General features: G+C 54.0%; 13 protein-coding genes. All 13 read right to left on the minus strand.

Annotation, left to right across the window (positions count from 1 at the left end; genetic code table 11):
• Positions 1 to 19: 19 nt before the first annotated feature.
• The 13 genes from LEPIL_RS07145 to LEPIL_RS07205 all read right to left on the minus strand — a co-directional run bounded on the left by LEPIL_RS07145 (position 20) and on the right by LEPIL_RS07205 (position 13,123).
• The gene (locus LEPIL_RS07145; RefSeq protein WP_002771329.1) at positions 20 to 763 is read right to left on the minus strand and encodes a hypothetical protein; all 744 of its coding nucleotides are present in this window, start codon (positions 761 to 763) and stop codon (positions 20 to 22) included.
• 15 nt (positions 764 to 778) lie between these two features.
• The gene (gene thrC / locus LEPIL_RS07150) at positions 779 to 2,125 is read right to left on the minus strand and encodes a threonine synthase (RefSeq protein WP_040918414.1); all 1,347 of its coding nucleotides are present in this window, start codon (positions 2,123 to 2,125) and stop codon (positions 779 to 781) included.
• Between the two features lie 6 nt (positions 2,126 to 2,131).
• Complete coding sequence (locus LEPIL_RS07155; RefSeq protein WP_002771331.1) at positions 2,132 to 2,782, minus strand: hypothetical protein; 651 nt, start codon at positions 2,780 to 2,782, stop codon at positions 2,132 to 2,134.
• A 9-nt stretch (positions 2,783 to 2,791) separates the two neighbouring features.
• On the minus strand, positions 2,792 to 3,421 hold the full coding sequence (locus LEPIL_RS07160) for a hypothetical protein (RefSeq protein WP_002771332.1): 630 nt from the start codon (positions 3,419 to 3,421) through the stop codon (positions 2,792 to 2,794).
• 41 nt (positions 3,422 to 3,462) lie between these two features.
• Positions 3,463 to 5,703: a GAF domain-containing protein gene (locus LEPIL_RS07165; protein WP_002771334.1), complete on the minus strand. Its 2,241-nt coding sequence runs from the start codon at positions 5,701 to 5,703 to the stop codon at positions 3,463 to 3,465.
• Between the two features lie 13 nt (positions 5,704 to 5,716).
• A complete protein-coding gene (locus LEPIL_RS07170; RefSeq protein ID WP_002771336.1) occupies positions 5,717 to 7,264 on the minus strand; it encodes a hypothetical protein in 1,548 nt (515 codons plus the stop codon).
• Between the two features lie 183 nt (positions 7,265 to 7,447).
• Positions 7,448 to 7,840, minus strand: a complete 393-nt coding sequence (gene atpC, locus LEPIL_RS07175) for an ATP synthase F1 subunit epsilon (protein ID WP_002771338.1) — start codon at positions 7,838 to 7,840, stop codon at positions 7,448 to 7,450.
• Between the two features lie 10 nt (positions 7,841 to 7,850).
• Positions 7,851 to 9,278, minus strand: a complete 1,428-nt coding sequence (atpD, locus tag LEPIL_RS07180; RefSeq protein WP_002771341.1) for a F0F1 ATP synthase subunit beta — start codon at positions 9,276 to 9,278, stop codon at positions 7,851 to 7,853.
• A 24-nt stretch (positions 9,279 to 9,302) separates the two neighbouring features.
• On the minus strand, positions 9,303 to 10,175 hold the full coding sequence (atpG, locus tag LEPIL_RS07185) for an ATP synthase F1 subunit gamma (RefSeq protein WP_002771343.1): 873 nt from the start codon (positions 10,173 to 10,175) through the stop codon (positions 9,303 to 9,305).
• A gap of 13 nt (positions 10,176 to 10,188) precedes the next feature.
• Positions 10,189 to 11,730 carry a F0F1 ATP synthase subunit alpha gene (gene atpA, locus LEPIL_RS07190; protein ID WP_002771345.1) on the minus strand — a complete coding sequence of 514 codons (1,542 nt, stop codon included), beginning with the start codon at positions 11,728 to 11,730 and terminating at the stop codon, positions 10,189 to 10,191.
• Positions 11,720 to 12,283, minus strand: coding sequence for an ATP synthase F1 subunit delta (gene atpH, locus LEPIL_RS07195; protein WP_002771350.1), 564 nt, complete (start codon positions 12,281 to 12,283; stop codon positions 11,720 to 11,722). The genes atpA and atpH overlap by 11 nt, the downstream gene beginning before the upstream one ends.
• A gap of 5 nt (positions 12,284 to 12,288) precedes the next feature.
• A complete protein-coding gene (atpF, locus tag LEPIL_RS07200; RefSeq protein WP_002771351.1) occupies positions 12,289 to 12,813 on the minus strand; it encodes a F0F1 ATP synthase subunit B in 525 nt (174 codons plus the stop codon).
• A 28-nt stretch (positions 12,814 to 12,841) separates the two neighbouring features.
• Positions 12,842 to 13,123: an ATP synthase F0 subunit C gene (locus tag LEPIL_RS07205; protein WP_002771353.1), complete on the minus strand. Its 282-nt coding sequence runs from the start codon at positions 13,121 to 13,123 to the stop codon at positions 12,842 to 12,844.
• Between the last annotated feature and the right edge of the window lie 12 nt (positions 13,124 to 13,135).

The raw sequence follows: 13,135 nt of genomic DNA on the forward strand, positions 1-13,135 counted from the left end.
CTGCCTGTTTGCATTCTGTTCATTCATCGAGGAAGGGCATGCCTGCAATGCGAAGATGTTCCCGCAGAACCTGAGGATCGGACTGGCGCTCTTTGACGAGGTTCTCGAAGCGCTGTCGCGGCGACCGGTAGTCCGAACTGCGTGGAATGATCAACCTGGAGACGGTGAGATCAAGTCGTTCTTCGGTAAAAATCGACAGAAGGCGCGGATCAAGGCCAAGCTGTTTCAGTAGAATATGAGCGAGGGCAATGCCCATTCCCGAGCCCTCCGCCATATCGCTATAATTGAGATAAAACTGATACAACCCCTGAACCTTTTCCGAGGCCAGGAATTTACGCCGGATGCGTTCATCCTCCTGCCTGAAAAGCCGCCCCGGATTGCTGATATGCAGCACGCTAACCCGGCGATGAATGGAAAAGATCATCTCAAACCTGATGTTCTCGCGATTGAATTCCGAGGCGAAGTAATAGCGATCGTAGTCTGCAAGGCTGCGATGGAACTGTTCCATACCGCGTCCGTAGTCGCCCGGACGCAGGGGATTGATGTCGTTTCGAAAAAAGACCAGGCGTTTCAGATTGGCCTTGATGGAATTCTGCACGAGCTCGCGCACCACCGTCTGCAGCGGACCGGCCACAGAGCCGTCGACGGACGAAAACAGAAAGCTCTCGATACGTTCTTCAAGCTCATCGGTTAACGAAGCGCCCGTTATGCACTCGGTTTCGAATCTCTGTTGAAGCTCGGGCAGGGAATCGATCAGACTCATCGCTGCCCTCTACTCTCAGACAGAACCGTGAATGCCGTCAAGGATTCTCTTCACCGCATCGACGTCGGGCTCGCATGAGATCGGCTGATTCGCGTAATCCGAGCGAACCCCGTCAAGCGATCGATTATGATAGCCTGTTTTGAATTCCGAGAACTTCAGCCCGTGCGCCGTTGAGATGACGACGACCTTCTGACCCTTTTCGATCGTTCCGGCGGCGATGAGTTTCTCGGTGCAGGCAAGGGCGACACCCGTATGCGGATCATTGAAAAGCCCCGCCCTGTCGCCTCGCGCCGCGGCGTTTGCCAGCTCTTCTTCGCTGGCCTGCTCGACCACGCCTCCGAAACGCTCCAGAGCCCGGACAGCCCGGCGATAACTCACAGGCGCTCCGATTTGAATGGCTGAGGCAAGCGTCTTCTGCGCCTTTACGGGTCGGTATTCTCTGTAAGACGTTTGAAAGCTCTGATAGAGCGGATTCGCATGAGCGGCCTGGGCAACACAGATGCGCGGAGCCTTTGAAATAAGCCCCATCTCAAGAAGAAGCTCAAAGCCTGCTCCCAGCGCCGATACGTTACCGAGGTTTCCTCCGGGGATGACGATCCAGTCGGGCACCTGCCATGCCAGCTGCTGGATCACCTCGATGCCGACGGTCTTCTGGCCTTCGATGCGCAGCGGATTCATCGAATTCGCCAGATAGATGCCCGCCGATGGATCGGCCGTTACGTCGCGCACAACCTCCATACAGCCGTCAAAGTCCGTATTCAGCTGAATCACGGTTGCACCGCTTGCAAGCGGCTGCACAAGCTGTGCCGTCGAGATCTTGCCCTCGGGCAGAAAGATGATCACGGGAATGCCGGCCCAGGCTCCATAGGCGGCCAGAGCGGCGCTTGTATCGCCGGTCGAGGCGCAGGCGACGGCGCGGATGGGTTTGCCGGCCTTGATCAGATCATTCACATGACTGACAAGTACCGTCATACCGAGATCTTTGAACGATCCCGTATGTGAGATGCCACATTGTTTGATCCAGAGCTCGGCCAGTCCAAGCGGACCGGCAAGGCCGGGAACGGGAACAAGCGGGGTGGCGCCTTCGCCAAGGGAAACGATGTTCTCGTCTTTGATGCCCGGTAGCACCCATTCCTTCTTGCCCCACACGCCGGAGTTATACGGATGCTGTCCGGTACGGAATCGCTGTTCAAAGCGCTGCTTCCATTCCGTGGCCGGAATTGCCTTGAGCGGATTGACGTCATGATGGACGTCGAGTAGTCCGTCGCAAGAAGGGCAGCGAAATAAGACGGCATCAATCGGATAAACGGAGCTGCAATCCATGCAGCGAAGTTCGGTGTGAAACGGTTGTGACTGAGACATAGAGGATTATTCTTCGTGTGGTGCGGCGTCGCCGGGACCGCGACCGAAATTGTACACTCCGCGCTTGCTCCGGCTTTTGAGATCAATTCCCGGATGGATGCGCTTGAGTTCAACGATAAATTTCATGCGCTCATCGCCGGCATTGTCGATGAAAAACCGCGTCGAAAGCTCGAATTCGATATAATGAACGGGCCGCTCGCCTTGCATGGCGGCCACAAGTCTGAAAAGCGCCGGATGGCCGATCAGCTCCCGGCTTTCGATGCGATCCCTGCCCTTCATGCGCTGCAGGTGCTGTTCATGCGGAGGCCTGTAGAGCACCGGACCGGAGGGAATGAGCTCGATCTCGTATTCTTCGAGCGTCCGGTCTTTTCTGAAATCAAAGACAAGATGATCTTCAACGATTCCCTTCATGCGCAGCTTCCAGTCCGAATCGACAAGGCCAAGACGGTAGCGCAGATGCCGCCCATTTTTCAGAATAAGTTCTTTGCTCTCGCCAAGAGCAGGCGGAGGAGAGCTTGTATCGGCCATGACCTTGAAGGCGGGATACAGTATAAAATGATAGAAGAAGCCCAGAAGCACCATCACGCCCACCGCTCCGAGCACGACGAGCGTGATGTCGAGAGCAAGCGGCGTGATGAGCAGGGAGAAAGCGAACATTCCTGAGTTTTACTGCTTCTGCGATTTCAGATACTGAATGGCCTTGAGTTTCGCCTCTTCATCGCTCAGGCCAGGACGGCGTTTAATCACCCAGCGAAAACGAACGTTGAAGCGGATGGGCTGGATCACCCCTTGCGGGAACTTGAAGCGGAATCGGGTCAGGTCTTCTTGAAAGAGTTTGGCCGCCTGATAGGTGCGCGGGTTATGCCCTGGAACGTACTGCAGCTGTTCGATCTGCCCCGTATGCGGGTTGAGACGAACATCAAGAACTCCTTCGATTTCCCAGTCGCGAAAATCGATCTCATCGTGGATTTCCTGATACGACTTCAACTGCTCTTTATCGCCTCGAGAATCTGAGGGCCTTTGAATCGACGACGTCTGACCGTACTGGCGCACGCTATAATTTGTTCCCGTTATGAGAACACGATACAGTTCACCGGATACGGCCGGCTTCTGGAAAAAGAGATCATCGTCAGAGGCAGGTTCGGCCGGCTGATCTTCAACAAAGCCCTGAACCTCGGGTTTTGCCTTATCATCGCCTGTCGTTTCCTCGGTTTTTGTTCCTGAAACGCAGGCAAAGAGGGACTGGAATAAAAAAAGGACAATTGTGTATTTGAAAAGACGCGACAGAGAACTCATGCAAATCTCCGATTATAAAGAGGGATAAGGCAACTCTTCGATCAGCGGTCCAGAAGGGCAATCAGTTTCTGCAGCGAATCGCCATCGTCAGGAAAATTGATCACTTCGAAGGAATATGCCGGAGCGACGGCCGAACTGCGAAGCAGGCTGGCCTGTTTCAGTTCCATCTGCAAACGATCGGCGAAAATGCCCGCCTCCGTCTTTCCCCGTCCTGGAAGAAGCAGCACGTAGCGTCCGGCCCCCATCCGGCTTAAATAATCGCTCTGATGAAGGCTTCTCGAAAGGGTGCGGGAAAGCGACTGAAAATAGTCGGTCATGGCCGACATGGAGTTGGCGCCGAGTATCTTCTTCAGATTCCGCACGCGGAAATCGACGATAGAAAGAAAAGAATGGAATTCAAGCGCCTTCTGCACCTCACGTTCCAGACGCTTCTCCAGAGGACTGAACGGATCTCGAAAAAGCGTCTCTCGCTCCTGTAAAATCAGACAGTTGGCGAGAACGGGCGCCAGCTGCGCACAGGCGATCAGCGCGATCTCGCGTTCTTCATCGCTCCAGGCTCGCTCCGTGTGATGGACGGTGATAAAACCGACAAGCCAGTTCAGGTTGATCAGCGGTAAAATCCAGTAGTGCTGCATCAGAGCGAGATCGTCTCCCGAATACGCCGCGACGATCTCGGGGTGTGTGCGGAAGTCGACAAGGTTATACACACCCGAGAGATTGGAGATCGTGCCCACAAGCTCCGAGCCCGAGACGGGTAACGAGAATCGTTTGAGGCTTTCCGGGCTGATACGACTGCCGGCAAATATTCGGTATGCCTGCTCCGTCGGATCGAGCAACACAAGCGAAAGAGAGTCGACGGCCAGTACCTTCTTGAAATAGTCAAGAATCAGATCGTAGATTTCATCGACCGCTTTCTTCGTTTGAAGAGACGCCGTAAGATCGGCAAGGGCGCGATGCATGAGATTCTGACGCGTCAGGTTCTCGGTTTCCTCTTTATGCTTTCTGATGTTCTTAATGCGTTCGAGAGGGCCTATAAGGCTGCTGCCCAGCAAGCGCAGATACTCAAGATCGTCGATGATGTAGTCGGCGCGATCAAGCGGAGGACCGATCACGACAATTCCCTGTAGCTCCTTTCCCTGACGAAGCGGCATCAAAACAGAGGCCTTCGTTTTCTCGAGCATATCGCGCTCCAGATCACCGATGCCCGTCGTTTCTTTTAAGAACTCACCCGCATAACGAATCTCATCTGAGGCGGCAAGAGCGTCGTAGATCTCGTCGCCGCCCTTGAGATTCCAGTCGTCGGCAGGAATCACGCCGCTGTGAGCGACGGGATAAAGTATGCCCTCCCGATCGTGCATACCGGCAAAGATGACGACCGTGCGCGCTCCGATCTGACCGAGAATGGAATAAAGCGCCGTATCCCAGAACTCCTCGGCATCGTCGATGGAATGCAGCTCACGGTTCAATTCAAAGAGAGAGAGATAGTTATCAATGCGTTTCTGAGATCCGATATGCGTCTCGACGGGCGTCGTCATGATCTCTTCGTCTTCGAAAAGACGCCGTTCCTGTTCGCCTGTCAGTTCCCGGCTTTTCGATTCAGCCTCTCGAGCCGCCTCCTGCTCCCATTGTTCAAATGGGTCCGCCTCGTGGGTATCATCCAGAAGCGCCGGATCATTTTCCTCAGAGCTCCGATCATCAAAAGTGAAGTCCGGAAAATCCGGAAGCTCATCGCTTAACTGTTCACCATGCTCTAACTGATCTTCCTCTATCGTCGAATCAGCTGAAGAGAGAGGACCCTGAAGGTCGGCCAGCTCTTCGGCGGTCAGAGTGATACTTTCGTCTTCGAGATCTTCGTCTTGAACGCTTTCATCCTCGAACAGGTCTGCGTCCGGACTTTCGGCCGTGCCCTGGTCTTCATCAAAGAGCAGCGCCTCGGCCGTTCCTGCATCGATTTCAGGGGCCGGCTCGGGAAGGGCGCCGAATTCAGGGGATTCGGGAAGATCCTGGAAATCATCGACCGATGAAATTTCGTCGCTATCCAGAGAAAACGAGGGTCCTTCGGAGTCGCGCAGTTTCTGTGCACGCTGAAAAAGCCCGCGCCCGATGGACTCTTCGCGCAGTCGTCGAGCCCGTTCAAAGAGACCGCCCTTCTGCGCTGCTTCTCTCAGCCGCTCGGCACGCTGAAGCAGGCCGGTACGGGGTGGTGGCGATACGGACGCGGCTTGCGAACTCGATGTCGGCGCAGCGCTCTGGACCTTTGTTGCTTTATCCAGGAGACCCATCTTCGCTCCTGTATTACTTGAATACGCCCAGCTCTTCGATCACTTTTTTATAAAGATTGAAATATTCGGAGCGGCTGAACTCGCGCACCGTCTCTTCGGGCAACTGGCCGAGCAGATCATCGAGGTATCCGATGACCTTTTTCAGTTCTTCGCGCTTCACGCCCGTTTCAAGCGATAACTCGTCGGCCATTCGTTCGGAACGAGGCTCTTCGTGCAGGGCGACTTCGGGCTCCCCTTCAAGCGCACCTTGATCGATTGCCGTTTCTTCGATTGCAGTGCCTTCAAGAATATCGGCAAGCTCGTCATCGGTCAGAGCGACCGGACCCTCTTCCTCTTCCTGAAAAAAGGAAGGTTGAGCGGCCTCTTCAAGGTCAGAACCGAAAGAGGGCTCTGTGAGTTCTTCGCTTTCAGAGCCCGATTCGTCAAAGCCTTCAAACTCCTGAACGGCCTCCATCTCATCGATATCGTCGGTCAGGACCTCTTCATCGGAGCCAAAAGGAGAAGGGCTGATGGCCAGGTCGTCCGAGACGATATTGGAAAGCTCGTCGGCGGTAAGCGTAATGCTTTCGTCATCATCAGAATCCAGAATGGAAAGCTGCGGCATCTGCACTTCGTCGCCCAGCACCTCGCGTTGCAGCTCTTCGTCCGAGAATTCAAGCGGATCGACGTCTTCCATATCGTGCGCCATCTCGTCGCGCATCGCATGTTCCTCGTCCGCAGGCTCCGCAAGGCCCTGATCTACGTCGCCAAGGATGTTATCGAGCTCGTCTTCAGAAAGAGCCACATCTTCATCGTCAGATTCAGAAAGGTTAACAGAGAGGTCTTCGGCGAGATCGGCAGGCGGTTCAAAATCAAAAGATCCGTCGATTTCGGGAAGTCCACTTTCAATCTCAGCGGTGTCGGCGGCAAAGCCCTGCTCCGAAATGTCGGCAAGATCCATATCAAGGTCATCGGGCAGGACAAGGTCGTCGGATTGTATCGAATCCTCGGGCATCTCAAGATCGAGTTCTTCGAGATCGCCGTAAGAGGCATTATCCGATTCAGGCATGGCGCCGAGTTCAAGATCGTCATCGGTCGATGAGCCGAGATTCATCTCGGTGCCGCCAAAATCCGAAAGCTCCGTCTCCATTTCAAGATCGGCGCCGACGATATCGCTCAATTCATCGGCAGTCAGCGTGACCGGCTCTTCCTCTTCATCAGAGGCAAAGTCACCGGAGGAAAGCCCTTCAGAGGAAAGGTCATCAGAGGAAAGGTCATTTGAGGCCAGCTCAGATCCGAACTCGTTGCTCGATTCGGACATCGGAAAACCGCCCGCATCAAAGGCGTCTTCTACGCTGTACGATGGTTCGCCCGATTGCGACTCGCCCTCTTGCATATCGAGCGTGGACAGATCGCCAAAATCGCTATCGAGAGAAGGAAAATCCGAGGGGAAATCCGACCCCGACTCCAGGCCGACGAGATCAGAGTCCTCGATTGGCGGCAGCTCAAAATCAAGATTGAGCGGCTCAAGGTCGAGATCATCGGCGATATCAGATGATGACGTTTTCTCTTTGGAGTCCATAAATACCCGGATTCATACTTATTTTCGGACGGCAGAAGCCGTGAATCCATCGCTTCTTTTTCAAAAAGGGGAAAAAGAATCATTCGGGTAGAGGCAGATCGTTGCTGGCGGGCGTGATGTACGGGCTTGAAAAAGAGAAAAGGACGGTCTCCCGTCCTTTTCTCGTAACGGCTTCCACCGTTCTTATTTCACAAGAGATAGCTTCGCTCTAACCGACCGCAGCTTTTCAAGCCGCTCCTCGATCTCTTCGTCGCCGGCCGTCTTGCGAGCAAGCAGCGCATCGCGCTCTTTTTCGGCGTCGGAGGCCTTGATCTCCTCGGGCGCCAGAGCGTTATGCGCAAGAACCGTAACCCTGTTACCGGCGACTTCGAGGAAGCCGCCATCCACAAACAGGATCTTTCTCTCGCTTCCCTGATGCACGGTAAGCTTACCGGGTCCAAGGCGGGCAAACATCGTCGCGTGTCCGGGCTGGATTCCGGCCAGTCCGTCAAACAACGGAATCTGTACGGAATCGGCTACGCCCTCAAACATCGATCGGTACGGCGTTACCACGCTGATTTCGAGTTGCTTCGACATCTAAGCCTCCTCAGACGTTGGCGCCCAGAGCTCTTGCGTTCTCGATGACGTTTTCAATCGTTCCCGTCATGTAGAAGGCCTGCTCGGGCAGGTGGTCATAGTTACCCGACAGGATCTCTTTGAACGAACGAATCGTATCGGAAAGTTTCACATAGATACCGGGACGACCGGTAAACTGCTCGGCAACGTGGAACGGCTGAGACAGGAACTTCTCGATCTTACGGGCACGTCCGACAAGGATCTTATCGTCTTCAGAAAGCTCGTCCATACCGAGAATGGCGATAATATCCTGTAAATCCTTGTAACGCTGCAGAACACGCTGAACTTCACGGGCGACGTTGTAATGATCTTCGCCGATGATGCCGGGCTGCAGTGCGCGAGAGGACGAATCAAGCGGGTCAACGGCCGGATAAATGCCCTTCTCAGAGATGGCTCGAGAAAGAACCGTCGTCGCATCAAGGTGAATAAACGCCGTCGCCGGAGCCGGGTCGGTAAGGTCGTCAGCAGGAACGTAAATGGCCTGAACCGACGTAACCGATCCTTTCTTCGTTGAGGTAATACGCTCCTGAAGCTCGCCCATCTCGGTTGCCAGTGTAGGCTGATAACCTACGGCAGAAGGCATACGGCCAAGAAGAGCCGATACTTCAGATCCAGCCTGCGAGAAACGGAAGATGTTATCGACGAAGAGCAGACAGTCGACGCCCATGTTATCACGCAGATACTCGGCCATCGTAAGAGCCGACAGAGCGATACGCAGACGGGCTCCCGGCGGCTCGTTCATCTGGCCGTAGCAAAGAACGGTTTTTGCGATAACGCCCGACTCTTTCATTTCGAGCCAGAGGTCGTTCCCTTCACGGGTACGCTCGCCCACACCGGCGAATACCGAATAACCACCGTGCTCTTTCGCAAGGTTGTTAATCAGCTCCATAATAACGACGGTTTTACCGACGCCCGCACCACCAAAAAGACCGGTTTTACCGCCTTTCGTATAGGGAGCGATAAGGTCGATGACCTTGATGCCCGTTTCGAAGATCTCAGTCTTCGGTTCGAGGTCCACCATGGCCGGAGCTTCACGGTGAATGGGCATACGCTCTTTTACCGTTACGGCAGGACCTTCGTCGACGACTTCGCCAAGAACGTTAAAGATACGTCCCAGTGTGGCTTCACCGACAGGTACGGAGATCGGAGATCCGAGTGCGACGACCTCCTGGCCGCGCACAAGACCATCAGCAGAGGAAAGGGCTACGGCGCGTACACGCTGTCCGCCCAGGTGCTGCTGTACTTCGGCGATCAGCTTCTCTTTTTTACCGAAGCGATCCACGTCCATTTCCAGCGCCTCGAAGATTTCGGGCATACGATCTGTCTCGAAAGAAATGTCGAGAACCGATCCGATCACCTGCGTGATCTTACCTTTAGATGTTGTTTTTTTATCTGACATCGAATGTTCCTCTCTGTGGAATCCTTATTTAATGGCGTCTGCGCCGGCGACGATCTCGGCAAGTTCTTGCGTAATCGCAGCCTGACGTTTCCGGTTGTAGATCCGGGTCAGCGACTTGTTCATATCTCCGGCTGCATCAGATGCGGCCTTCATGGCGATACGGCGGGCGATCTGCTCTGACGTAACGGCCTCAAGCAGCGTCTTATAAAAGACATACTCGGCCATATGTGGAAGCAGCGTTTTCAGGATCTCCTCAGCGGAAGGCTGGAAGAGAACGTTAGCCGTTTTCTTCTCGGTCTCGGCCGACTCATCGGATTTCGTCATCGGGAAGAGCGTGAAATTTTCAGCGCGCTGTACGACGGCCGAGATGTAGCGAGTGGCGATCAACTCGAGACGATCGTATTCTTCGTGAACGAAACCGTGCATGTATTCGTCGGCAAGCGCCCGGGCGTCATGGTACTGAAAGTTATCGTCAAAGTTGGTCCAGCTTTTCGCAACGGGAACCTTAACGAACTTGAAGTAAGCAAGGCCCTTCTTACCGATCACATGCAGATCAAAGGCCGTTCCAGAATCCTGCAACTCTTTGATGCGAGTGCGTGCCAGCTTCAGCAGCTGAGCGTTATACCCGCCGCAGAGCCCGCGGTTCGCCGTCACGATAAGAAGGATCACCTTCTTCGGATTCTCGACCTTCCTCAAAAGAGGAAGGTCCAGTTCGCCCGTGACGCCAGAAAGTGTGTCAAGCAGCTCGATCATCTTGTTGCCGTAAGGCTGCGAGTCGTGCACCTTCACCATCATCTTCCGGGATTTCGCCGCGGAGACCAGTTCCATGGTCTTGGTGATCTTGCGGATGTTCTTTACAGAACCAATCCGCTTTTTAATGATTTTAAGACCGGCCATTCATTTCCTCCGATCAGGCGGATTTCTGCGCCCGTACGTCGGCGGAGCGGTTGTTCAGGAAGGCATCAACGAATTCTTTGATGACGGCTTCCAGTTCCTTTTCGTTCTCGATAACCTTCTTCTCACGAATACCTTTACCGAACTCGGCATGGCTTTCGCTCATATATTTCAGGAGCTCTTTCTCGAAACGACGGCACTGGTCGACAGGCACCTTATCCATCAGACCGCGAGTTACGGCGAAGATGGCGATTACCTGATCTTCCGTGGAATACGGCTGCGATTCATCCTGCTTCAGCATCTCCATCGTTCTATAGCCACGATCCAGCTGAGCCTGGGTGATCGGATCAAGTTCCGTTCCGAGCATGGCGAAGGCTTCAAGGGCCTTGAACTGCGACTGATCGGTGCGAAGACGGCCGGCAACGGATTTCATCGCCTTGGTCTGAGCGTTACCACCCACACGAGATACCGAGATACCGACGTCAATAGCCGGACGCTGTCCCGAAGCGAAGAGGTTCGGCTGCAGGTAGATCTGGCCGTCCGTAATCGAGATCACGTTCGTCGGAATGTAGGCCGAAACCTCGCCTTCCTGCGTTTCAATAATCGGAAGAGCCGTCAGCGATCCGCCTTTATACTTTTCGCTGAGCTTCGCTGCTCGCTCAAGCAGACGGGAGTGCAGATAGAAAACGTCGCCCGGATACGCTTCACGACCCGGCGGACGACGCAGAAGAAGCGACATCTGACGGTAGGCGTTCGCCTGTTTCGTGAGGTCATCATAGATAACGAGCGTATGACGGCCATGCTCATACATGTAGTACTCGGCCATGGCACAGCCCGAATAAGGAGCGATATACTGAAGCGGCGCCGGGTCTGAAGCGGAGGCCGATACGATGATGGTGTAGTCCATACATCCGGCTTCTTTCAGCTTCTCATAAACGGCTGCCACTTTAGAGGCCTTCTGACCGACGGCAACGTAAACACAGATCACGTCTCCGCCTTTCTGGTTCATGATAGCGTCGATGGCGATGGCGGTTTTACCCGTGCCACGGTCGCCAATGATCAGCTCGCGCTGTCCGCGTCCGACGGGAATCATACCGTCGATGGCCTTGATGCCTGTTTGAAGAGGAATCTTCACCGGCTCACGAGCGGCAATACCGGGAGCGATACGCTCAACGGGATAGGTTTTATTCGTATTGATGGGGCCTTTTCCGTCGATGGGCTGACCGAGCGGGTTCACGATGCGACCGAGCATCTCGTCGCCGACCGGAACTTCAAGAATACGTCCGGTGCGCTTAACCTTGAATCCTTCTTGCAGATGCTGATAGTCGCCAAGAACGACCACACCGACCGAGGATTCTTCAAGGTTGAAGGCCAGACCGATCGTACCGTCTTCGAACTCGACCATCTCGTTCGCCATAACGTTATCGAGGCCGTAAACACGGGCGATACCGTCACCTACGGAGAGAAGCTCGCCGACCTCGGCCAGATCAAGCTTCGATTCGAAGCTCTGAATCTCTTTTTTCAGAACGCTTACGATTTCGTCCGTATTAATTTTCATAGTAGTTCTCTCCAAAGATTTTTTTCGTCGTCATCTGCATGCGGATGCTGCGGATCTTTTTCAGAATGCTCACATCAATCTCACGTCCCTCAGAGCGGACTACGATGCCGCCGATGAGAGAGGCATCCACTTCGTAATACACGTGCAGCTTCGACGCAAAGTACTTCTCAAGCGATTTCTCGATAATGCCTCTTGTGGCGTCATCGAGTGCAAAGGCGGTAACGACGGTAACCGATCGTTTGCCCAGTTTGTTATCAACAAGGTATCGATACACCTCGTAGACCTTGTTCAGTTCGGCCAGTCGATTTCGCTGTGCCATCACGCAGAGAAAGTTTACCAGCGTCGTTGACGCTTTCCCGCGCAGGCTTTTTTCAAGCACCTGCACCTTGTTCTCGGCTTTGATGAGCGGACTGTCGAAAAAACTCTGCAGTCTTCCTTCAGCCTGCATCATGGTCACAAGCTCGCCGAACTCGGCGGCCACCGCTTCAAAATCCTTTTCGGTTAAATCAAGCAGGGCCTGTGCGTATATTCCAGGTAATGTTTCAAATATCATGGCTGTCAGTTCCTTGAAATGGATTCAAGGGCTTCCTGCAGTTGCTTCTTATGATCCTCGGCGGTGAGATTGCGTGTGATCACACGTTTGGTAATCTCAACCGAAAGATCAACTGCCTGACGATGGATCTCTTCAAGAGCCGAATCCATAGCCAGCTGGATTTCCTTACGACTTCTCGCCCGGATTTCCTCAGCCTCTTTTCGGGCCTTTTCCAGAATGTCGTTCTTCAAACCTTCGGCGTCTTTACGAGCCTCGTTGATGATCTCCTGAGCTTCCCCTTTCAGGTCGTTCAGTTTATTCTGGTATTGTTGGAACAGGGTGTCGGCTTCGTTACGAAGCTGATTCGCCCGCTCGATATCGTTGTGAATCCTGTCAGCACGATCATCAAGCGCCTTGATGATCGGCTTCCAGGCGAATTTGTTGAGAAGGAGGAGAACCAGCAGGAATGTTACTGTGGTCCAGACTACAAGTCCGGGGTTAACATCCAGAAGTGCGATTCCTCCTTCTGACGCTGCGAGAAACTCAATCATGCTGATCCTCCTTCGCTTCCTCTAAACCTTATTGCGCCTGCTCGACGGCCGGAGCGCTCTTTGCAAACTCGGAGAGCGTTTCTTTGTTGAGCTGACCGCCCATCTGGAACGCAATCACAAGAGCGAAGAGAGCCACACCTTCGATCAGAGCGGCAGAAATAATCATGGCAAGCTGGATGGCTCCAGAAGCCTCGGGTTGACGGCTGATGCCCTGAGCAGCAGAGTCGCCGATTCGTGCGATGCCAAGACCTGCTCCGAGTACCACGAGCCCGATTCCAAGTCCAACGCCAATAAATGCCAGGCTGATCATAGTCGTTGTTTC

Origin of the sequence: Leptonema illini DSM 21528 (assembly GCF_000243335.1) — a bacterium.
GTDB lineage: Bacteria > Spirochaetota > Leptospiria > Leptospirales > Leptonemataceae > Leptonema > Leptonema illini.